The organism is Photobacterium sp. AWH4_225 (genome assembly GCF_056158405.1).
The window spans coordinates 1,378,752-1,401,816 of sequence record NZ_JBSWTF010000004.1 but is presented as its reverse complement, the minus strand read 5'-3'; the positions used below and the strand labels follow the sequence as shown (position 1 = coordinate 1,401,816).

At 46.6% G+C, this 23,065-nt stretch carries 19 protein-coding genes; 11 read left to right on the top strand and 8 right to left on the bottom strand.

Going from position 1 to position 23,065, the window contains the following annotated elements; genetic code table 11:
* Positions 1-82 precede the first annotated feature (82 nt).
* Together ACXAD4_RS23495 and ACXAD4_RS23490 are read right to left on the bottom strand one after the other, a co-directional pair.
* Positions 83-397, bottom strand: a complete 315-nt coding sequence (locus ACXAD4_RS23495; protein WP_475244461.1) for a heavy metal-binding domain-containing protein — start codon at positions 395-397, stop codon at positions 83-85.
* A 165-nt stretch (positions 398-562) separates the two neighbouring features.
* Entirely contained in the window at positions 563-1,324 is a 762-nt protein-coding gene (locus ACXAD4_RS23490) for a dienelactone hydrolase family protein (protein WP_475244460.1), read from the bottom strand.
* Between the two features lie 217 nt (positions 1,325-1,541).
* Here ACXAD4_RS23490 and ACXAD4_RS23485 point away from each other — a divergent pair, with 217 nt between their 5' ends.
* Complete coding sequence (locus ACXAD4_RS23485; protein ID WP_475244459.1) at positions 1,542-2,513, top strand: glycosyl transferase family protein; 972 nt, start codon at positions 1,542-1,544, stop codon at positions 2,511-2,513.
* A 96-nt stretch (positions 2,514-2,609) separates the two neighbouring features.
* Positions 2,610-2,978, top strand: a complete 369-nt coding sequence (locus tag ACXAD4_RS23480) for a hypothetical protein (RefSeq protein ID WP_475244458.1) — start codon at positions 2,610-2,612, stop codon at positions 2,976-2,978.
* 41 nt (positions 2,979-3,019) lie between these two features.
* Here the strand turns inward: ACXAD4_RS23480 and ACXAD4_RS23475 are convergent, their stop codons facing one another.
* Positions 3,020-5,068 carry a methyl-accepting chemotaxis protein gene (locus ACXAD4_RS23475; protein ID WP_475244457.1) on the bottom strand — a complete coding sequence of 683 codons (2,049 nt, stop codon included), beginning with the start codon at positions 5,066-5,068 and terminating at the stop codon, positions 3,020-3,022.
* Positions 5,069-5,890: 822 nt separating this feature from the next.
* On the opposite strand from ACXAD4_RS23475, the gene ACXAD4_RS23470 reads away from it, so the two are divergent.
* From ACXAD4_RS23470 to ACXAD4_RS23460, 3 genes are all read left to right on the top strand, one after another.
* On the top strand, positions 5,891-6,856 hold the full coding sequence (locus tag ACXAD4_RS23470; RefSeq protein WP_475244456.1) for a TDT family transporter: 966 nt from the start codon (positions 5,891-5,893) through the stop codon (positions 6,854-6,856).
* A gap of 96 nt (positions 6,857-6,952) precedes the next feature.
* On the top strand, positions 6,953-7,339 hold the full coding sequence (locus ACXAD4_RS23465; protein WP_475244455.1) for a DUF2799 domain-containing protein: 387 nt from the start codon (positions 6,953-6,955) through the stop codon (positions 7,337-7,339).
* A gap of 583 nt (positions 7,340-7,922) precedes the next feature.
* On the top strand, positions 7,923-8,102 hold the full coding sequence (locus ACXAD4_RS23460; RefSeq protein WP_475244454.1) for a hypothetical protein: 180 nt from the start codon (positions 7,923-7,925) through the stop codon (positions 8,100-8,102).
* A gap of 619 nt (positions 8,103-8,721) precedes the next feature.
* Here ACXAD4_RS23460 and ACXAD4_RS23455 read toward each other — a convergent pair.
* Entirely contained in the window at positions 8,722-9,891 is a 1,170-nt protein-coding gene (locus ACXAD4_RS23455; protein WP_475244453.1) for a p-hydroxyphenylacetate 3-hydroxylase oxygenase component, read from the bottom strand.
* 181 nt (positions 9,892-10,072) lie between these two features.
* Between ACXAD4_RS23455 and hpaA the strand changes: the two genes are divergently transcribed.
* Complete coding sequence (gene hpaA, locus ACXAD4_RS23450) at positions 10,073-10,948, top strand: 4-hydroxyphenylacetate catabolism regulatory protein HpaA (protein ID WP_475244452.1); 876 nt, start codon at positions 10,073-10,075, stop codon at positions 10,946-10,948.
* Between the two features lie 73 nt (positions 10,949-11,021).
* Here hpaA and ACXAD4_RS23445 read toward each other — a convergent pair whose 3' ends face one another.
* The gene (locus tag ACXAD4_RS23445) at positions 11,022-11,969 is read right to left on the bottom strand and encodes a PI-PLC domain-containing protein (RefSeq protein WP_475244451.1); all 948 of its coding nucleotides are present in this window, start codon (positions 11,967-11,969) and stop codon (positions 11,022-11,024) included.
* A 414-nt stretch (positions 11,970-12,383) separates the two neighbouring features.
* Complete coding sequence (locus ACXAD4_RS23440; RefSeq protein WP_475244450.1) at positions 12,384-14,396, bottom strand: heparinase II/III domain-containing protein; 2,013 nt, start codon at positions 14,394-14,396, stop codon at positions 12,384-12,386.
* A gap of 356 nt (positions 14,397-14,752) precedes the next feature.
* On the opposite strand from ACXAD4_RS23440, the gene ACXAD4_RS23435 reads away from it, so the two are divergent.
* Together ACXAD4_RS23435 and uxaC are read left to right on the top strand one after the other, a co-directional pair.
* Positions 14,753-16,528 carry a sodium:solute symporter family transporter gene (locus ACXAD4_RS23435; RefSeq protein WP_475244449.1) on the top strand — a complete coding sequence of 592 codons (1,776 nt, stop codon included), beginning with the start codon at positions 14,753-14,755 and terminating at the stop codon, positions 16,526-16,528.
* 105 nt (positions 16,529-16,633) lie between these two features.
* Entirely contained in the window at positions 16,634-18,040 is a 1,407-nt protein-coding gene (gene uxaC / locus ACXAD4_RS23430; protein ID WP_475244448.1) for a glucuronate isomerase, read from the top strand.
* A 97-nt stretch (positions 18,041-18,137) separates the two neighbouring features.
* On the opposite strand, the gene ACXAD4_RS23425 is transcribed toward uxaC, so the two are convergent.
* Complete coding sequence (locus ACXAD4_RS23425; protein WP_475244447.1) at positions 18,138-19,304, bottom strand: oligogalacturonate lyase family protein; 1,167 nt, start codon at positions 19,302-19,304, stop codon at positions 18,138-18,140.
* Positions 19,305-19,649: 345 nt separating this feature from the next.
* On the opposite strand from ACXAD4_RS23425, the gene kduD reads away from it, so the two are divergent.
* Entirely contained in the window at positions 19,650-20,411 is a 762-nt protein-coding gene (gene kduD, locus ACXAD4_RS23420; protein ID WP_475244446.1) for a 2-dehydro-3-deoxy-D-gluconate 5-dehydrogenase KduD, read from the top strand.
* 79 nt (positions 20,412-20,490) lie between these two features.
* Here the strand turns inward: kduD and ACXAD4_RS23415 are convergent, their stop codons facing one another.
* The gene (locus tag ACXAD4_RS23415; protein ID WP_475244445.1) at positions 20,491-20,817 is read right to left on the bottom strand and encodes a cupin domain-containing protein; all 327 of its coding nucleotides are present in this window, start codon (positions 20,815-20,817) and stop codon (positions 20,491-20,493) included.
* 452 nt (positions 20,818-21,269) lie between these two features.
* Between ACXAD4_RS23415 and ACXAD4_RS23410 the strand changes: the two genes are divergently transcribed.
* The gene (locus ACXAD4_RS23410; RefSeq protein WP_475244444.1) at positions 21,270-21,908 is read left to right on the top strand and encodes an RpiB/LacA/LacB family sugar-phosphate isomerase; all 639 of its coding nucleotides are present in this window, start codon (positions 21,270-21,272) and stop codon (positions 21,906-21,908) included.
* A gap of 198 nt (positions 21,909-22,106) precedes the next feature.
* The gene (locus ACXAD4_RS23405; protein WP_475244443.1) at positions 22,107-23,045 is read left to right on the top strand and encodes a LysR family transcriptional regulator; all 939 of its coding nucleotides are present in this window, start codon (positions 22,107-22,109) and stop codon (positions 23,043-23,045) included.
* The last annotated feature ends 20 nt before the right edge of the window (positions 23,046-23,065 follow it).

Below are 23,065 nucleotides of genomic sequence, written 5' to 3'. Positions count from 1 at the left end.
ATAGGCCATATGAGATATATTGCCTATTTTTTAGGGATACATATGCCATCTATTTATTTGTCATTAGATGTTTATATTATTTTTATCTTAGCTTCACCGCAGTGCCATAAACCAAGATTTCAGACGCGCCCTGCATAATTGCACTCGTAGTAAAACGGACATTGACAATCGCATCGGCACCTAAGGCTTCTGCTTCGGCAATGGCTCGCTGGGTTGCTTCCTGCCTGGCTTCGGTAAGCATTTCGGTATAGCCCCTGATTTCACCGCCGAAAATGGTCTTGAAGCCCGCCATAATATCGCGGCCGACATGTTTGGACTGCACCACGTTGCCCGTGACGGTACCAAGCACTTCCGTGATTTCGCGGCCATAAACTTCAGGGGTCGTCACATAGAGCATATTCATCATCCTTTTGATTAGACGTCGATAGACATTAACTGTTCGACATCAGTCCATTACAACCGTTCAAAATGAAAAAAGCCAGCAGGTATACTGCTGGCTGCTGTGTTTAGCTAAAACTGGATTGGCCTATAAAGAAAGATGTCGTGAGTTCTGCTCTACACACTACTGCCATTCGACGTCATCCAAAAAGGTTAAAAAGCGCTGCCAGGATTTGTAATCGGCATCTTGGCGGTAGTTGTCAGAGCCATAGACAGTAAAGGCATGCGGTGCACCACTGTAAACAATCATTTCATTGCTGACACCGGCCTTTTCCAGCTCGCCGGAAAGCACGGCAAAGTCAGACATCGGAATTGCAGCATCCGCCGCGCCATGAAGCACTAAGATATTGCCTGTTGCTTTGGAATAGTCCTGACCTTCAGGGGTTTTCAGGCCACCATGAAACGTCGCAAAACCTTTCATGTCGGAGCCCGAACGCGCGAGTTCCAATACCGCAGCGCCACCAAAACAATAGCCCATGGCTACAGACTTCTCGGTATTGGCTCCTAGAGAATCGGCCATTTGCAGTGCGCCATTCATCAGGTCGCGCATTTTCTGACGGTCTTTGTACAACTCTCCGGTATGCTGTCGCTTGTCTTTGACTTCGGTCGGGCGGACACCAGCACCAAATAGGTCGGCGGCAAATACGGCGTAGCCTTGCTCGGCCAACATATCAGCCCGCTTCACTTCATAGTCTGTAAGCCCATCCCAATCATGGATGAGCAGCACCAAAGGAGCATCTTCCGATGGTGAAATATAATATCCCTCATAAGCTTCATCATTCACTTTGTACTCAATGACCCGGCCTTCAGTTGCATTCGCCCCCAAAGAGATCAAGGCCAGTATGGCTCCTAATGACAATTTACCTCGCGTAAACAGTGTTTTCATACCCGCTCCGGTTATCCCTATTGATTGCGCTATAACTTAGTTTCCAGAAATAAGTGTAGGCAATCGACGACGAAAGTGTAGAAATAGCCTGACCTAGCCCTTACCCAGAACCAGAACTAACCCTGTTTCATTATTGTGAATAAATTTATTGGCTTAGTGCTAATATACCTAAGTTAAGGTCAACTAATGGCTTGGGTACATTTACACGGAAGACACCATGACAGCATTTTCAGAATTTATTAAACACGTTGGCCGCGGAGAAAAGGGCCGTCGTCCACTCACCCAAGAAGAAGCGCGTGAAGCGCTGGATATGTACCTTGATGGCAAAGCCGAATTACTACAGCTTGCCACCCTGCTCATGCTGCAGCGTGTTCGCTGCGAGACCAGCGAAGAGGCCGCTGGATATATCCAATCATTACGTGGTCGTATTTCATCTGAATGGCAAGAACTAGACGTCGATGTCGATTGGCCTTGCTTTGCCGGAAAACGCCGCCAGCCACCTTGGCTATTATTAGCTGCAAAACTGCTGGCAAAGAACGGTATCCGAGTCATGCTCAGTGGCCATATGGCGGTTGATGCGATCAAATACCAAGTTGAAAGCGCCTGCCCGGCGCTAAATATCCAACAGGCCGAGACGCCCGATGAAGCCAGACGCATTCTGGCTGAGGATAATATTTGCTACATTCCGCTATCGAGTTACTGCGAGCCGCTAATCGATTTGCTAGCACTGCGTAATTTGGTCGGGCTGAGAACCCCGCTTAATACGGTTGCCCGGGCACTGAACCCAGTCGCCGCACCGTTCTCAATCCATGGCATCTTCCACCAAGGCTATGAACAACTCCACGCTGAAGCTGCCCAGTTGGTAGGAGATAGCAACATGGTAGCCTTTAAAGGTGAGGGCGGTGAGAGTGAGCGTAGTCCACGCACCGCATGCCGCCTGTCTGGCGTCTCCCAAGGGCAGCTTTTCACCGAAGAATGGCCAACATACCTTGAAGGAGCCTCTGGCAAGCACGGTGAGATCAGTGGTGAATTCTTGCAAAAGATCTGGCTTGGCGAAGAGGAAAACCATTACGGTGAGTGTGCGGTGGTTTCTACCCTCGCCATCGTACTGAAAATGATGGGGATTTGCAGTGAGCAGCAGCAAGCCCTGACAATGGCCCAAGAATGGTGGCAGAAGCGCTTGAGCTAAATTTAACTCAGCAAGCTGCATAACTGATAACCACATTTGGTAGTCGAAAATAGGTAGATTATCCGCATTCCCAACCTCTTGCTACGAGACGAATGCATGATTTTCCTAAGACTACCAAGTGTCATCTTCGCCCTATTAATGTGTGCTGCAACAGTCACCAACGCTTCTGTCAGCCCCCTGTCCACCGTCACTTCTGCCGGACAGCTGCACGGGGTGTTGGACTCTTGCCAATTCTTCGAAACACTGCCAGAGATGACCATCCAGCGAGTCAGTGATTATCTGATCCAAAGTACGCTCACGGCAGACAATACCGATCATCATGTCGCATGGGTAGAAGCTCGGGTGGAAGGTCGACAATACGCCGATAAACTGCATATCGCCAACAACAGCCTCCATGATGCCAAGTGCAACGGAATTGTTGAGTCATTCTGGAATGGCACCCTACCAACAATAAACAGGGGCTAAAAAGCCCCTGCTAATTAGCCCCAGTATGGCCTGATGTGAATTTAGTGAGACGCTGTTATAGCAAATTCACTGGTTTCTGGTGACTGATTCGCGGTGCGAATGTGGAACTTATCGACTTCCAATGACAGCTCAGTCATTCGCTGCTTGATCAGGTTCATTTCGTCATGAATATCAGCAATGGCCTGCATGGTGTTGCCAGCTAAATCCAGCAAGCCATCGACATCGACATCCACGCTATGGGCCGTCTGTGATTGCTGGCTCGCCGCGGTGGCAATTCCAATGTTGAACTCAGCAATTTCATTCACGTTCCCAATCAAACCTTCGACCAAGGTTCTTGCTTCAGACACTACGCCTTGGGTTTCCACCGTGGCTTCACGGCTTTGCTGCATATTGATATAGGAAGCCTTGGCATTCTGGGTGATGCCATCAAGCAACTGGCGAATATCCTCTGTTGATTTCTTACTGCGTTGGGCCAAGGTTCGCACTTCATCGGCAACGACAGCAAAGCCCCGACCTTGTTCACCCGCCCTTGCCGCTTCAATCGCCGCATTGAGCGCCAGCAAATTGGTCTGCTCTGATATTGCATTAATGGTATCCAGGATATCGGTTACCCCTTCCATTTGCTGCTCGAGCGTTTCAATACACTGATAGGTTTCGTTTACACTTTCCAGCAAGCGAGAAGTGGTTTGCTGCGACTGTTCACTTTGGGCATAGCTAGACTCGGCACTCTCGCGAGCCAGTTCAGTACTTCGCTGAGCCTCGCTCGTGATCCCCGCCACCTGCTCACTGGTTTGAGCCATTTCCGTCATCGCTGTGGCGATGCTGTCACAGCGGGTATGGGTTTGCTGACTGTCAGTTCTGGCCAACGCAATCAACTTCACCATCTCCACCATCTCATGCTGGGTCTGGTTCGCAACAGAATGCGCTTTGCTGAGCGTGTCGCTGACACTGTCTGACAACCTATCAAGCTTCTTGCCAATTTCTCCTATTTCATCGTCACGATCATCCGCCAGACGAACAGTCAGATCCTTTGTCGCCGCCATGGTAGATAGCTTGTCTGAGAAAGCAGTGACCCGTTGAGTTAAGCGTTTGAGAGAAACGACAGTAAAGAGAATTAATGGCACGATGACCAAGGCCACAATCACTGCAAAGAACCACAACTGATTAGTCACAAGTTGCTTCTCGGCCTGCGCTTTGGCAGCTAATTCTACGGCCATCTGATCACGCAGCCCTTTGACGGCACCAATCCTTTCTGTCGCCAACCCAAACCAGCTCGGTGCAGCAGGCCCTTTAACGGCTGAAAGTGAGGCTTTCTGGCCAAGAAATTGCTGCTGGATTCCCATAACCTGTTGCCATGTTGGTGACCGAACAATACTTTCTAGCTGCTGTTGGCTCTGGCCACTCAGCAGTATACGAGCCTGCCGAACTGCATACGCCTCGTCATTGATATAACCTTGGATCTGCGCGTAGCGATCTAGCCCTGACTGGCCACTAGCAAACACGCCGTTAAGCGCCCCGCGAGCCATCCCAGCCTGCTCTTTGATAATTAAAAGCTGCAACAAACCTTGCAGCTCTTGCTTAAGCTCGGCGTTACTAATTTGCGCCAGTAAGAGCGAAAGGTTATCTAGTGCCAGACGGTTTACATTGGAGTAAAAGGCAAAGGGGGAGTCCACCAAATCCAAGCTATCCACTTGCTGGCGAATTCCTTGGCGTTTGTCCAATTCCGAGCGAACCGCTTCAAGTAATGGCCTAACCACTTGTGAATCTAAATATTGCGGAGTAAATGACAACAATGACTGGTAGGCATTGTCAGCTAATGTTCGTTGGTTTCTTAGTGCCTGCACCTGAGGACCTTGTCCTTTAGCACCGATGACCCCAGCGGTTAATCCGCGCTCGACAGCAAACTGATGGGCAACCTCATCATAAAGATGGAAGAGTGCAACAGTTTCTTGTGCAATATCGGCTTGCGCACGCTTTTCCAGCAACTGATGGGTTTGCCACCCGATAACAGACAAAAGCAGCAAAGTAGGGATAATGAAGGTGACGAGCAAGGTTTGGCGTATGGTCAAATGCTTGAGCGGGCTGATCATGGTTAACCTCTTGTTATGTAAATTCCTTTTACGAATTTACAATAGCAAAGAAAGGTTGGTATATCCGGTAGCCCCATCACCAATTGAAGAAATAATGAACTTAGGCAAAAAAGCGGTGAATGGTTACATTACTCCCTGTTTTTGTTCACTTCAGCACCATTTGTTGACAAAACAATCAATTACATCTGACATTTACCATAAAGTTACCCACTGTTTTTGTGGATAACATTAAACAGCCGTTTAAAAACAGTGGGTTAGTATTTTCAAGAAAATGACACTATTTTTTTCAGACAAAATAAAAGCCGCACCATTGCAGTGCGGCTTAGTTTTTATCTCTATTCTGTTGCTCTAGTCTACCTACACAGCACACATAGAGCGTTGATTGAAATACAACTTGAGGCTTCGCCACTCATTACGTTGAGTATGCCGTGCCCGATACAGTCACAAGTTTAAATCGGACATCAATTGTGTTGGCGAAGAAGTATAATCACATTATTTGTCACTTAACCAAATTGTAAACTAAGCAATACCGACGCTTAGTGTGGTTGATTCACATCAACCGGCTCCCTGTACCCTTGAGCCAAATGAATGAAAACAGCTCATTCCTCCGTAAGCTAAATATGAATCAGCTCATTTACAGGTCACATCATAAATATGGTACTAAAATCGACTTTTAGCAAACCCGATTTACCAAATCTTCTACCAAAATGTGACCCACTCCAAACCTTGTTTTGATCCATCCCACGCTCCCTCAAGGGCAATCTAGTGTAGAATGCCTTTTCTCCCGTCTGTTTTATGCTCAAATAAGGTTTTTTTAGCGCAATGCCAGCATTTAGTAATGCTTTGATACATATTCCAACAGCCCAAGCCGCGCTGGCTTTAGCTTCAATGGGAACCGGCCTCGCCTGGTCGCTCTACTTCCCTGATCACGCCAATTGGTATCGTGGAATTGGCGCGCTGATCGGTGCCGTCCTACTGCTTCCCGTTGTGCTGAAATACCTGCTCAACCCCAAACGGTTTATCCAAGATCTTCGCCACCCGCTCTATGGCAGCCTGATGGCACCCATGTCGATGACCATGCTGGTGTTATCCGATTACCTATCATCGATCCATGTCGAAGTGGCCCGTTTGCTCTGGTACCCGGCATTAGCACTGCATATGTTCATGATGGGGTTCTTCTTTTTCTGCCAAATCAGAAAATTCCGCCTAACCAATATGTACCCGAGTTGGTTCTTGTATCCGGTAGGGGCAATCAGCGGCACCTTGGCTGGCCCTCAACTCGGCCACCACGAATTTGCCCTAGCGATGACTGATGCGTGTATCGCGATCTATTTTCTGATGTTGCCAGTTGTACTGTACCGCTTGTGTTTTGCCGGACGTCTGCCAAGACCAGCTAGGCCGACACTGGCTATTATGGCAGCACCAGTAAACCTATCGCTAACCGCCTACCTGCTTAATGTCAGCGAGCCGGATCCGGTGCTAACTGGCGCTCTGGCTGGTGTAGGGATCACCATGACCATCTTGGTTTACCTGTGCTACTTCTATTTGCTCAAGCAGCGCTTCCAGCCATCACTGGCGGCTGTTACCTTCCCATCAGTGATCAGTGCTGTTGCCCTGGAACGCCTGACTGATTGGTTTGCTATCTACTACCCTCACTGGTCATGGTTAGAGCGTTTAGGTATCTTCGAGATGGTTGTCGCCACCGGTCTGGTACTTTGGGTGGGCTGGAATTACCTCGGCTATTACTGGCCCCGAACCGCACCGTCTAGGTTGTTGTCGAGCAATTAAAAAATAACCTTATATAGAGAGCGGGCTTTTATGCCCGTTTTTTCATGGGGATATATAATTAAAGTGTAAATTCACATTTGCTTGCGGAGGTAGACGATGAAACATCTAGTTTTACTTGTAGCTGTCCTCAGCTTAGCGGCCTGTACCGGTCAGTCCTATGACACAGAACTGGCTCAGGAAAACCAATGGAAAATGCTTGGTGTCAAAGACGGTGAAAACGGCCGTTTGGTTCGCACCGAAAATGAGCTCCAAAAACTGAGTGAACTGCCAGAAGGCGCTGTGAACGAATACCGCCTTGGCTACCAGCAAGGTATTGCAGACTACTGCCTACCTTACAAAACCTACAAACATGGTAAACAAGGGCAACAATATACCGGCCAGTGCCTCAATACCGAACATGAAAATCTTGCCATCCAAGGGTGGGAAGCCGGTTACAAAGAGTATGTTTCTGAACAAGATCAACTCTGGTTAAATAACGAATAGTACCCATTTAAAAAGCGGCACATTTTCATGTGCCGCTTTCTATTCCCCTCGTATTCATTCGCCGCTTTCAAGCTCTTCATATGGCCTGAAGCGGCATCTATGATGGAGGAATTAAAATCCGGTTTTAAAGCTCTTAGCAATTACTTTGCTGTTTCTTCCTGTTTTTCTTTTTGTTCTTCCGCTTTTAAGCGAGCCAGTAAAAGCTGGGAAAGGGCTAACATCTCAATCATTTTTCAACCTTAATGTGCAATTAACCATCAGAAAACGAGAGAGATCCTACATATAAGTGTGACACAGCTCAAAGTAATTTATGCGTTTCATGTAAAAAAATAACAAAACATGGCGACTGGCACCAAGTGGATTATTTCCTCCCACTCGGGCTTTACTTGGGCAATCACTGCAGATATTTCTTACTACTTAATGAAAAATAGCTATTTCATATTTTCCACCCTTGTCACATCACTGTATTAAATAGATACAGATCAAGAATCGGAAAGATAGTGCAACCAACTGAATATACCCGTCAACTTCCATTCAGGTAAGACCTCTATGCTGGTAACAGTATCTGTTTAAGGAGAGAACGATGAAATTAGCTGATATCAAGAGCCTCCGGCAGCTTAACAGCCACTATCAGAAAAATACCCAAGGCAGCATTCATCGCCGGAGAAGAAGCCGAGTCAGAGAAGAAAACCCTATTGAAGACTTGGCAGAAACGACGATTTGGGCAGGACGCAACCGAAGATACAACACGGCCAATACTTAAGTAAAAGCCCCAAAAAGAAAAACGGCCCTGAGCTTTCGCTCAGGGCCGTTCCCGTTCCTAATACCCTGGGTTCCAAGCAGGATATTCACTGGGTCTCCCCAGCCGGTCTTAATCATGCAAATGAAGTTCAGACCTTTAAACCACCCTCCCCCGTTCTAAGGAGCGTGGCACTTTGTTCGCAAATTGATGCTCTCAAATCTTGAAAGCAATTTATCACATAATTTTAGTATTGCAAAAAATATTTGAGTGATTACTGATTTATTTGATTAAAATCATCAGAAATTTCATTATCTGTTGATTTTAATGAAAACCCCTTTACAACAAGCAGTTTCATAACCATCACCTTATCACTACCTCACCCCATCATTAAAACCCTTTAAATACATTTAAAAACAACAAGTTATAATCAAAGCGATTCGTCATGCTTCTAGCCACCCCACCTTGGTGACGCGGTGGCTACATGTAAACCAAGATGTAACGACAGAACCGACTCAACAAAAGTTGAAAATAATTATCCCTAAATGAAAAAAGCCCCCGAGTTCGGGGGCAAGAACACAACAAAGCTTTATCTAATGCGTACTAAATCAAATAGAAGCACATCACTTGAGCAAAAATATCATCAGACCATGCTTGGATCCGGCTCCAAGCCCATTAGCTGGCGGCCTAAGATCTGGGCACACACATCATAGTCGGTGTAGGCATGAGCAGCTGTCATATGGGAATCACGGAATAGTCGCTGACCTTCATTGTCATTGAACCAAGACATACCGCCCATGGCTTCAAATAAGCGATCGACTGCTGCTATGCACATCTTTACCGCATAAGCCTGGTTGGTACGCCAATAAGCCAATGTCTCTGCCGACGGGTATTCTTTGCGCTCACCATGCTCTTTATGGTCTTCCCAAGTCTTCTCAAGGAAAGCGCGAGCGGCGGCAACTTGATGGGTCGACTCGGCAATACGCATCAATGCCGGTGTCGCTGCACCCACTTTCGCTCCGGTATAGGCACGTACTCGGTTTTTGGTCTTTTCCTTATAGACTTCCAGCATACGCTCGGCAATCCCCAAGCTGATGGCCGCAAAGCCACAGGCAAAATATGGTCGGTATGGGGTGTAGAAAATATCGCTGTCAGGATAGAGATCGAAACCGGCAGATTGGCCTTCCATCATACCTTTGGCCGTTTCAATTCGGTGTTCGGGAATAAATACGTCTTTCAACACTAAAGTCTTGGTGCCACTGGAGCGCATACCCGCTGCATACCAATCATCAATAATAGTGTACTCATGGCGAGGTACCACGCCGAAGCAGTAAACCTTGTTGCCGCTGACATCGGTACGGTTGAAACCGAGAATAGCCCAGTCGGCATGATCGCTACCGCTACTCCAGCGCATATTGCCGTTGAAGATCACCCCGCCTTCGGTCTCTTCTGTTTGTCCAAAGGGGGCAATACTACTACTGGCCGTGGCATCTGGATTATCACCCCAGAACTCTTCCTGAGCCTGCTTAGAGAACATCGCCATTTGATGGCTGTGTGTCGCCAGCAAACTCGCTCCCCACGCCGTACCGCCACAAGCTCCTGCAAGGGCTGCAACACAGTCAGTAAACTCCGGCAGTGAAATTTCCGAGCCCCCGTAGACTTTCGGTTGGAAGGCACGGAAGAAGCCAACTTCACGCAGCAGGCGAATATTTTCTTCCGGCGGAGTACGGTCAAGTTCGGCTTGCGCCGCATTGGCCGCAATAGTCGGTAGGATAGCTTGCATGTTATCTAGCAGGGGATTCGGTCGCTTCATGTCCAGTTCCTTTTGATTGTGAGCCAGCCGTTTCTTGTTCGCGGCTTCTTTGCATTCATTATGGGAAATGACCACGCCGTGTTAAATGGATGTTACAAGTATTCAATTGTACTTTTCGCCGTTTTAGATAACATGTTAACTATCACTACTATAATAAAATCAAAAAACGGAAGGTCATGTCATGGAAGCACTTACAATCCCCAACCTGAACATTGGCAAGGTGTACGACTCTCGCTATAGCGATAACGAGTTTCACCTTGAGCGGCTCAACAGCCTCGCCCTGTTTTTTGGCCGCAACATGCCAACCCACTACCACGATCGTTACTACCAAATCCATTGTATTTTGGAGGGCAACACCCATGTGCTGCTCGACCAATCCCATTACTCGATGCACGGGAAAACCTTGTTCTTCACCCCGCCCACCGTGCCCCATTCGTTTGTCACCGACGATCACGCCAGCGGATTTGTCATCACCGCCAGCCAGCAGTTGGTCTGGCGACTATTGGATATCGAGATTGGCCGCAATGATATCGCCTCTACGGCCATGCAGCCTTTTTGTATCCCTTTACCGGAATCATCACCGCTGGAAATGTTATTTGAAATGCTGGAAAAAGAATCGGCTGGACAACAGTTCATGGCAGAGTCTGCCAGCCTTAGCTGGCTGCAATTGATCCTGATAGAGATAATGCGCTATGCCAACAACCAACAAGTGACGACCAGTTACCGCAGCACAGATGTCAACGTGTTCAACCAATTCAACGTATTGATAGAAGAAAACTACCGCTCCCATTGGGCACTGCCGCAATATGCCGAGCATATCGGGCTCACCACATCTCGGCTCAATGATATCTGTCGCAGGGTCAGCGGCCTGTCTTCAAAACGGTTAATCACAGACAGGATCATGCAGGAGGCACGCAGGATGTTGTTGCTCACCGCGATGTCTATTTCTGAGGTAGGCTATGAACTTGGCTTTACGGATCCGGCCTATTTCGCCCGCTTCTTTCGCAAAAATGCCGGGATCACCGCTTCTGCATTTCGAGAAAAAAGCAGAGACTAAAAAGCACACAGGCTAGCCTGTGTGCTGTATTGAACCAATACACTTGAAAGGGTTCAGAGCTAGCAAGTAACAATTATGGATACATCGGATCCCAGAATGGATCATCCAACCAGTTCACTGACGGCTCAGATGGATGCGGGTCGTTTTCCAGTAACCAGTCATGTAAGTCCTGTTGGTAGTCAGTGTTAATGAAGTCGACATCGGCTTTTACCAACTCGCTCCAAATATGGTTGTTGATATAGTCATCGCCTTCAGGCGTCGCCCAGAAACGGATCTTCTGATTATTGGCATGCGCTTCGGTCATAATTCTTTCCAGCTCATCCAAGGCTTCTTGTGGCCACTCGCCTTTACCAAAGAAGTTGCCAAACTGAGGCTGGTTAAAGTGGCTGAAGTTATTACTGATCAGTGGCATTAGTGTTGGATCGGTTTCTATCCCCAGATCTCCCAGCCGGCCATCGACAAAAGAGTAGCGTTTGGTTGCTTCACGCATTTTTTCGATCGGACGATGGCCTGAAATAATCGCCGTCACAGGCCCCTGCTTCACCACGCCATTTTCATACGTAGTAAATATATCTGGGTACTGGCTTAGCACTTCTTCAACCGCCAGCCAGGTTTCGTAGCCGCTATCTTCGCTGTCAATTTGGGTTTTAATATCAATCAACAATACCGCTGAGTGAGACCAGTTATTATAAAAGCGATACTCGTTATCCCTGACATACTGCACCAAAGGCTGGATATACATATCATCAAACGACCACTCAAACACCGTTTCCCACTCATCGTGAGCCACTAGCACTTCATCATAGCCTTCGCGGTAAAAGACATCGGCTTCAAAGCTACCAAAGCCTAGTTTTACTGCCCCGAAAAACGGCTCGTCACGGTAGTAATCATTATGTGAATGAGAGCGTACGGTTGGCGTCACTTCCAGCCCTTTACCACCATCATCAGAATCACTTGAATTACAAGCTGCTAGCGATATAACCGCCGCGATTACACCAACCAGCTTAAGAATATTTTTCAAAATTGCATCCCTAAAACATGTAGTAAAAATATGAACACGCGTTCACAAATCAGACGTTATCTTTAGGTTGGAGCATTTCATTTTGATGACTTTAAGATGATGATAAATATCTAAAAATATAAAATTTAGTTTCCGAAAGGCAAAGTTTGCCTAAAGAATTTGTAAGCATTGTTATACCTAAAAAGAAAAGCGGCAAATTACTTGAAGCAGTGTCAATTTTTTAATGAAAACCTACATGACACAAAATCTAAGGCCGAGATATTTATGCCGGTTCATAAGAACGTCATAAAAGAAGTTTCGTTCCCCCGCACCAACGGCCATTTCAGCTAGGTTTTATATTTTTCTTATCAAGCCATAAAAAAAGGCCAGCACTAATGTGCTGGCCTTGATTGCTCTTAACTGCTTTTGAATATACTAAGAAGCGCAATGCAATGATTGATAACTCATGCCGTCTTGAGAAAACGTCACTTTGACCGAGTGAAGTTTGCCATCGCGGTCAAGGCTAATATAGGCACTCTCTCCCACCCACTTCACATCGACATTATCAATAGGCTGCTGGCTATCCAAATCATGAATAACGGCTGATTTGAATACGGTCTCCTGGCTACGCAGTAACATATATGACAGGTTACTGGTCGCAGGATTATCTGGTGCTTGGCCGGTAAGCAGTACTCCCTCGGCGGACACAAAGCACTGGTAAGCAGGTTCATCTTCGATATCAAACCGCTGTGCGGCTACGCCCGAGATAGTTTGTATCTTGCAGTCTGTCATCCGAGCAAGCGGCCCGTGTAAAGGATTATCACATTCAACAGCCAGCGGGCTGACCAGATGCTCTCCGCGTACATGCCAAGTTAAATCCAACTGCTGACCATGAGGATTGTGCACTTGGTTGAATTCAATGGCAGCATCACCAAGCCATATTACGCTGCGGCGGAATTGCACATCACGGTAGGCTTCTTTATCCCACTGGACCAAGGTATGGCTATCCAAACCGGGATGGGCTTTCGACCAATCAACCACGGTATCGAGGTAGGTAACATCTTGCGTTTGTTTGAAGCTCAATACTTCTGGGATCGCCGGCGGCTGGTTTTGCTGGTTCACCGCCAAGGTATTATGGGTCGCCGTGTTCTTGTAATAGCCATAGTGCAGCTCGGCACCGTATCCGGTTGTCCCAAGATCAGGCAGGATTTCCTTGCCGTCACGGCAGATAATGATACCTAGCCGGTCATAATGATCATGCTCACCACCATAAGGCGAATGCTTGACCAACAGCATATTATTACGGGCTTCATCTTTGCAAATCGTCAAGCCGACACCCGGCGCATGGATTGGCTGGGTAGCAAGTGGTTTAGCGTCTGGCAATTCATCAACGCCATATAGCAAGGCATCAATGTTATCGCGGCTCTTGTTCTGGTAAATACTACTCAATGCAGAAGCAAACAGCGGATGCTTGAACTCGCTGTAAGCATATTCGAACAAATGCGAATGAGTAAGTACTTCCTGACCGGCAATGCAGTCATTCAAGCGAGGGAAACGCCCATCAATTTGTACCAGCTTAAGAGGGAATGCCAGCATCTGGAAGAAGCTAGGGTGGTCTTTAAGTGAGTACACACTACCACGCGCCATCATTTCATAGCCCATCAAAGCCTGAAGCGCGTAATAGTGATAGTGGATAGAACCTTCGAACCACAGTCCCTCGCCAATAATGCCATGCTCCAACTGATAACGAAGGCCATATGGGCTATTGACGGCAAAGTCGATAAAACGATGCTCGTCCAGTAACAAGCCAATCACCCCGATGGTCGAGCTGATTTTCATTTCATGGTTATGCAGCTGGTCACTGCGATGCTGCATCATGAACTCTGCCCCTTCCCGCAGCAGGTTCTGCTCAATGTGATCTCGCTCTTCGGCAGTCAGTGCCTCACGGACAAAATCATAACCCCGGGCGAAATCCATATGGCAGTTAGCCTCGCATAAGGTCTGGGCATTGGCTTTACCCGGCCCATTGTAAGGGATCCCACCGTGCTCTTCATAGTCAGGGTAGTGATCGGCATACCCCATCAAGATCTCGCGGACTTTATCAAAGTATTTCTGCTCGCCAGTTAAGTGCCACAACAAGCCAAGTTCATTGCAGGCTTTGGAGTTCAAACCGTTAAGCCATCGCCACCACGCGCCATCATAAGGTTCGCCAGTAAACACCTTACCGTCCACCGGGCAGCGGTGTTCATTCGGACTATTTCTCTGCCAATCAAGGCGAACCCCATGCTCCGGACAAAAATAATACAGATTCCATGTTGCTCGAGAATCCGGCGGAACAAGGGTGTCCGACGATAAAACTGTATGATTATTTGAGATCAGGTTGTCGATAATTGCCGCGCAATCTTTGCTCTTGATCCTTGCCATTTCATCGTTTGAAAACTGCAGCATGAAATCACTCACTTTTTATGAACCGTTGTTTCAATTATACATATCACATGAGAATTGGTAGTGAAAAAAGGCCAAAAAACAAGGCAGATCACAGTTCAGAGAATATCTGATCTTTATCAACAACTTAAAAAACCGCCTTTATTATTTATAAGTACCTGTTATTCAAACAGTAACTGGTAGTTATTCGAAAAACGAATAAACAAAAAAAACAAAATTGCGTTTCATTTTTTTACGAAGATGATTTTGATCACGGATTTGTCTAATCATAATACATAGACTTCTCTCATAAACTTTGAACTATAAATCGCAACAGACCAATCATCATATGCAATGGTTGGCAAACCTAAGAGAGCACTATGAATATAGAGATTATGGTAATAGGCGGGTACTTCATGCTGATGGTCTTCATCAGTCTCGCCTTCAAAAAAATGGCCAGTAACTCTTCTAGCGACTACTTCCGGGGGGGAGGCCGAATGCTGTGGTGGATGGTAGGGGCAACAGCCTTTATGACCCAATTCTCAGCTTGGACATTTACCGGTGCTGCAGGTAAAGGTTTTAACGATGGTTTCATGGCCTCGGCTGTATTCTTAGGTAATACGCTTGCCTATGGTGTTTCCTACTTATATTTCGCTAAACGATTCCGCCAAACCCGAGTCGATACCCCGACTCAGGCTGTACGAAACCGCTTTGGTACAACCAATGAACAATTCTTTACCTGGGCTATCATTCCGCTAAGTGTATTGAATGCCGGTGTTTGGCTAAATGGTCTATCAATCTTCGTGGGTGCAGTCTTTGGCTTCGATATGACCACGACCATTTGGATTACAGGTATTGCCGTACTTGCTATTTCGCTATTAAGTGGCGCGTGGGGTGTTGTTGCTTCAGACTTTGTACAAACTCTGGTAGTAGCCATTATCTCTATTGCTTGTGCCGTAGTCGCCCTGATAAAAGTCGGTGGCCCAAGTGAAATTGTCGCCAACTTCCCATCTGACTTCATGATGGGCCCAGACATGAACTACGGTCTCATCTTTGTTGGTACCTTCCTGTTCTTCGTTGTAAAACAGCTGCAAAGTATCAACAATATGCAGGATTCCTACCGCTTCCTAAACGCTAAAGACTCCAACAATGCCAGTAAGGCTGCACTAATGGCGATGTGTCTAATGGCTGTGGGTAGCATCATCTGGTTTATCCCACCATGGGCATCAGCCATCCTTTATCCTGAAGCGGCGACCCAATATGCAGCGCTAGGTAATAAAGCTTCAGATGCGGTCTACCTTGTGTTTGCCGAAAATGCAATGCCACTGGGTACTGTCGGACTACTAGTAGCCGGTCTATTCGCCGCCACCATGTCTTCAATGGATTCGGCACTGAACCGCAACTCAGGTATTTTTGTCCGTAGCTTCTGGACACCGGTTGTCTGTAAGAACAAACCTGGTAGTGAGAAGTCACAGCTGCGCGTTGGCCAGATTGTGTGTGTAGCAAACGGTATTGTTGTTATCTTGATGGCTCAGCTATTTAGCAGCCTGAAGGAACTAAGCCTGTTCGATCTAATGATGACGGTTTCAACACTGGCCCAGTCACCAATTCTAGTGCCACTGTTCATGGGTATGTTCATCAAGAAAACACCTAAGTGGGCAGCATGGGCGACAGTGGTTTTCGGTATGTTCGTCTCTTGGCTATGTATCAATGTCTTCACGCCTCAAGCTCTAGGTCAGTTACTAGGTATCGAGTTTACCGGTCGAGAAATTGGTGAGCTACGCACCATGATCACAATCGCTGCTCACCTCTTCCTGACAGCAAGCTTCTTCTGGGCAACAACCCTATTCTACAAAGAGGAATCGTTCAGCACTGAAGAAAAGAAAGAAATCGACACTTTCTTCGAAAATGTTGAAACCGAGGTGGTCGCTGATAACTCTCAAGATGAGTTCGACAAAATGCAGCGCGAGAAACTAGGCACCATCACTATGATGATGGGGGTTGGCTTGCTGGTGATGGTACTGGTACCTAACCCACTTTGGGGCCGTGCACTGTTCCTAGGCTGCTCGGGTATCATCCTGTTAACAGGTTACTTACTCAAAAAGAGTGCCCAGAGCAAAACTGATTCATCAGCTGAACTCGCGACTCAAAACTAATTACTAAATGGGTTAATTCATGCCGCCTCATATCTCTGAGGCGGCTTTTTATTTTAACCACCCTTTAATGCCTGCCAGGCTAAAACCATCATTAAAGAGTATGTTATGAAGAAACCTTTTCTTGATCAGCATTTCCTACTGCACACCCCAACGGCCCAGCACCTCTACCATAGCTATGCCAAAGAGCTGCCCATCATTGATTACCACAACCACTTAAGTGCCCAAGATATCTATCATGATATCCATTACCGCTCTATTGCTGACGCCTGGCTTTCTCATGATCACTATGTCTGGCGGGCAATGCGCAGCAACGGGATCGATGAGCACTACATCACGGGGGATGCCAGTGATTATGAGAAATTCCAGAAGTGGTGTGAAACCGTGCCTTACCTCGTCGGTAACCCTTTCTACCATTGGGCACATATGGAACTGCAACGCTATTTCGGCGTGACCGATCTTATTTGTCCTGAAAACTGTGACAAAATCTGGCAACAGTGTAATGCGCAAATTGGTGGTGAGAGGTTCTCTGCCCGGCAGTTGCTAGAGCGAATGAATGTCGAGTCGCTGTGTACTACCGATGATCCATTGAGCGATCTTCGCTACCACCGCCATTTGGCTGAAACGGACTTCAAGGTCAAAGTGCTGCCAACGTTCAGGGCAGATGATGTCTTCAACATCGAAAACAGCAAAAAGTTTGTCACCTGGGTCGCCAAACTTGCCTCGATCACAGATTGCAGAATCCACAATATCGACTCGCTCTTCAAGGCATTGGCACAACGCTTCGACTATTTCCATCAACATGGGTGTCGTCTATCCGATCTGGGCTTGAAAACGATCCCGTATGCTGACAGTACACTCGAAGAGGCCAACCAAGCCTTTATCAAAGCGCTCGCAGGCAAGCCCCTCTCAAACAAAGAGATTCTCCAGTTCAAAACCCAGCTATTCCAGTTCCTAGGTCAGAAAAACCACGATCTTGGCTGGGTCATGCAAATCCACATTGGGGTATTGCAAGATACGAACAAACGCCGGTTCGAGCAGCTCGGCGGGGCAACAGGCTTCAGTGCTATCGACGATACCTGTATTGCACAAAACCTTGGCAAGCTTCTGAGCTCGCTGGACTATCAATATTCAATGCCGAAGACCATCCTGTACTGCCTGAACCCGAAAGACAACTATGTACTCGGCGCTATGATTGGTGCGTTTCAGGATAGTGATTGTGGACCCGGCAAAATTCAGCTCGGGGCAGCCTGGTGGTTCAACGATCAGAAAGACGGCATTATTAACCAATTAAAAACCCTAGGTAACCTCGGTGCCCTTGGCCGGTTTGTCGGCATGCTGACCGATTCCCGAAGTTTTCTCTCCTACCCCCGCCATGAATACTTCCGTCGTATTTTGTGTAACTTGATCGGCGAGTGGGTTGAGCAAGGCGAGTTGCCAGAGGATAAAGCGCTATTGGAGCGATTGATAAGCGATATTTGTTACCATAATGCCAAGCGCTATTTTCAGCTGTAAGTACCCTACGTGATATGAAGTAAACTTTACTTGATAAAGATATGAAAAAACGGCTTTCGTAAGAAAGCCGTTTTTGTATTGAACGTTATGTCCTGAATTAGGCTTTCATCTGTTCGGGGATATCAGCAATATATAAGCTAGGAACCCCCTCGAAGTCACTGGTAAACAACACGCCACTATCATCAGGCGTGAATGAAGGATGAGGGTGAGTGATCTGGCGATCGCCATCTAACACTTCCCAAGAAGTCGAGTGCTTCGCCAGGCGAGTCGACGTTTTGGTTTTGGTGTTTAGGATGTAAAGGAATGGGTCATTCTCGATGTTGTACCCATCGCTATCCGCCACATCTACTGGCGCATCACAGCCATCACCCACCATCAGTGAGCCATCGAAGTTACTCATCAAGTGTGAACATGGTGGCATCACCATCACTTCTTCATTTTCGAGAGTGACAGGATCCGCTTTGTAAATGACGCGATCCGTCTGGCCCTTAAAGTAAGATACGTAGGCCATCGCCGAGCCGTCAGGGATCCAAAACTCGTGAGTACAAGACTCACCTTCAGCATGCTCTTTGATCTTACGAACATTTGAACCATCTTCATTTACAAGCCACATACGTGCATCAACGAGATCATGCGGCCCTTCATGGCAGAAACCAACCGTCGAATCATCAAAAGGACGGTAGATTGGATGGCCCAGCCACGCATCATCCTGATGAACCACTTCCAGCTCACCCGTCTGGATATCCACTTTAATTAAACGGCAAGTCGGGTTGGTATGATAGAAATCTTGGAATTTCTGCCAATCTGTCAGTGGCTTCCAGCAGGATTTCAAAATCTCGATGCCGACAAGCTTGGTGCAGTCAGAATTAGCCACCCACGTACCGTAACCTTTCCATTTGCTGTTAACGGTATAGATAACGCTCTCTTGCAGTGTCTCCAGATCCACCTTCATCAGGTGCAACTCGTTCTTCACATAAAAGAAGCTTTTCTCATCTGTTGAAATGAAGCCGCCAAACGTATTGTCGCCTGCACCTTCCGTTAGCTGTGTAGCCTGCTGTTTAACTAGATCCAGTAGATAGTAGTTACGATTTCCATCGAAGTCGCCAGCAAAAAGTAACTTTGAACCATCATTAGTGAAACACTTCTGGTAAAAGTAATTACGGTGACAAGTCATACCTTTCGGGGTAAGGCGAGTTACTTTCACCCCTGTATCACTATCTTCAAAAACCTCAAAGCTCAGGCCAATTACATTACCTTTTGCCATTCTATTTCTCCGGTTGAATTTCAAAGTGCCCAGACAGGCATAAAAACAAAACGTCGTTTTAATACACCCATTATACGACCTCATCCCTCCTCACACACGAACAAAATCAAAACATCGGTTCAATTTTAATTATTCTTGCATCAAATGAGAGATAGATCACTGTGTCTATCTAGCAACAGGCCAAAAACAGAAGTAAAGATCAATACCAAGCCCAACAAATATAGAGACAGGACAACGACCACAGAACATAAAAATGAAACGTCATTTCTTTTTTGTTGAAATATGAGCTAGCGCTGTTATCATTTAACACTAAATCACTACCAGCCATCATCACGAGGAATAGGCATGATACTCAACGCATTTAATCTTGAAGGCAAAGTAGCCATTGTTACCGGCTGTAATCGTGGGTTGGGACAAGGTATTGCTCTAGGGCTTGCCGAGGCAGGTTGTAATATTGTCGGGGTCAGCTCATCCGGTAGTACGGAAACCAAGGCCAAAGTGGAAGCATTGGAGCGTCAGTTTATCGATATCCGTGCCAATTTGATGAAGACGGATGATATCCCAAGCATTGTCGCTGCCACGCTAGAGCAGTTTGGAAAGATTGATATCCTGGTGAACAATGCCGGGATCATCCGCCGTGAAGATGCCATCGATTTCAGCGAACAGGACTGGGATGATGTCATGGACATCAACCTCAAAACCACGTTTTTCCTTAGCCAAGCAGTTGCCAAGCAATTCATCGCCCAAGGCAACGGCGGTAAGATCATCAACGTGGCTTCAATGCTGTCTTTCCAAGGCGGGATCCGCGTGCCGTCATATACGGCATCGAAAAGTGGCGTTATGGGTGTGACCCGCTTGATGGCCAACGAGTGGGCGAAGCACAACATCAATGTTAATGCGATTGCACCGGGTTACATGGCGACTGACAATACCGCGCAACTGCGCCAAGATGAAGCACGCAGCCAAGAAATCCTCGATCGCATCCCCGCTGAACGCTGGGGCGCCCCTGAAGACCTTGCCGGGCCGGCCGTGTTCCTCGCGTCGGATGCAGCCAACTATGTCAATGGCTTTACCATGGCAGTTGATGGCGGTTGGCTAGCCAGATAAGTCTTTCGCAATAGGTTACGGCACAATACAAAAAGGCCAGAGCAAGCTCGTTGCTCTGGCCTTTTTAATGTCGATTTACTTATGCCGCTACAAAGTCCTGACGCATAGGCGTGAAGGTATCAATCAGTACGCCAGCTTTCAGGCAACGGCAACCGTGAAGGATCTCTGGCTCTTTATACATAGTGTCACCCGCTTTCACGACTTTCGTATCATTACCAATCGTGAACTCAAACTCACCAGATAGCACATAAGTCAGTTGCTCGTGCGGGTGGGTGTGCAAGGCACCAATAGCCCCTTCCTCGAAGTGCACTTCTACCGACATCATGTTATCGCTGTGAGCCAAAATTTTACGGCTTACACCTTCGCCCAGATCTTCTATCACGATATCGTTATTGAATACAAACATTTGCGTACCTTCTCTCTGATTCTGCGTTACTCGTTACAAGATTTGCCCCGAAGCCCTCAGGGCGATATCCCATATCTTACATCAAAAACCAAACCAATAAAAATAATTGAAACAATGTTTCACCAAGCAACCATTTCAAGATGTTACCCTAGAAAATGAACTTAAGACCAGAGCACACTGAAACCACCACCACTAATCACACACCTTAAAATTTCAATAAAAACAAATAAAAACATAAAGTTAGTGTAAAAATGAACATTATAAACCATTCATAAGCTGCTGAGAAAACGCCGTAAAACCAAGCAATCAATTACACCACCCTCATCAAAAAATGTGTCACACCTCGCTCAAAGTCACAGTTTAATTAATTTAATTTTTATTTTTTTGAAAAGCCTTTTCATTTTTAAATCTCTGTCTTATACTCAAAACATCAACGACAGAGAGATATTGTTATGAAAATTGCACTAATGATGGAAAACAGCCAAGCGCCAAAGAACGCTATGGTTGCAGCTGAACTCAACAACGTTGCAGGTGGCCTAGGTCACGACGTTTTCAACGTTGGTATGACAGATGAGAACGATCACCACCTTACCTACATCCACCTAGGTATCATGGCGAGCATTCTTCTTAACTCTAAAGCTGTAGATTTCGTCGTAACCGGTTGTGGTACGGGTCAAGGTGCACTTATGTCAAGCAACCTGCACCCAGGCGTTGTTTGTGGTTACTGCCTAGAGCCATCAGACGCATTCCTTTTCAACCAAATCAACAACGGTAATGCTATCTCTCTAGCATTCGCGAAAGGTTTTGGCTGGGCGGGTGAGCTAAACGTACGCTACATCTTCGAAAAAGCCTTTACTGGCAAGCGTGGCGAAGGTTACCCAATTGAGCGTGCGGCTCCTCAGCAAGCAAACGCTGCAATCCTTAACGACGTAAAAGCGGCTGTATCTAAAGATGTCGTAGAAGGTCTGCGCGCTATCGACCAAGAGCTAGTTAAAACAGCAGTTGGCAGCAAGCAGTTCCAAGAGTGCTTCTTCGCAAACTGCCAAGACGAAACGATCAAAGACTACGTACTGTCTGTACTAGAGAAGTAATATTACTGTAGCCAGTTAACATTACGGTTATGGAATTTGAAAAGGCTCCGAGCATGCTCGGAGCCTTTGTCGTCTTGGACTATTGATTTTCAGGCACTCTTATAAACTGTAGATAAGAAAGTGAAGTTTAGGTTACTATCCCTACCTGCAAGGAAAGCCTCCTATACTCACAACGCCATATTACTTTAGAGTCGAAGCATGGATTTATCCCAAGTCGATATCAACTCACTACTAATCCTAAAACACTTGCTCGAAGAAAAGCATGTCTCTAACACTGCTCACGGGATGAACATTAGCCAATCTTCAGTAAGCCGTGCATTACAAAAGATGCGCGTTTTTTTCTCTGACGAATTGTTGGTAAGAACCAATACCGGCTATGAGCTAACCCCCAAAGCAGAGAGTATCAAGCAAGATATCAACTTGGTGATTAATAGCCTTGAAATGCTGGTTCACAAACAGTCTTTTAAGCCACAAAACGATACGAGTACAGTGCGCTTTTTTGGGCTTCAACCTCAAGTTAATACGCTAATGCCGAGCGTTATTAATGCGATCCGTCAACGAGCACCGCATATGGTGGTAAGTGTCGATACCACAGCTCAAAGGCACTTTGAAGCGCTTATATCCGGTGATGTACATTTTGTCTTATCTTCCCATCAGCCTGAATATTCAGATCAAAACCTCTATCGCATGGCAGTGGCCAGTCGGGGATTCAAACTACTGATGGGCCGAGAGCACCCTCTTGCTGATGAAACACTGACTGCAGATAAGTTACTAAACTGCCACTTTGGCCAAATCTCATTGCAGGGAGAAAAAACCCTGTCTTTTGAGCATAAATTTATTGAGCTCGGTCTGGTAGATAAGAAAAACCGTTTGTCTATACCTGTACAATTAAGCCATTTCAGCTCAGCTCCTAATATCGCCGCTGCAACCGATATAATATTCCATCTTCCTACACCTTATGCACTAGAAGCGTGCCGCGATGAGAGGTTAACGGTAAAAGAAGTGCCCGAAGAGTTGAAGCTGCATTTCGAATCTGTATATCTCTATTGGCATAAGCGGTTCCATGATGATCCAATGTGTGAATGGATCCGAGCGGTTTTCAAAGAGTTATTCACCGCAGAGCACACTACAGCTTGACCCCCACTATTCAATATAGG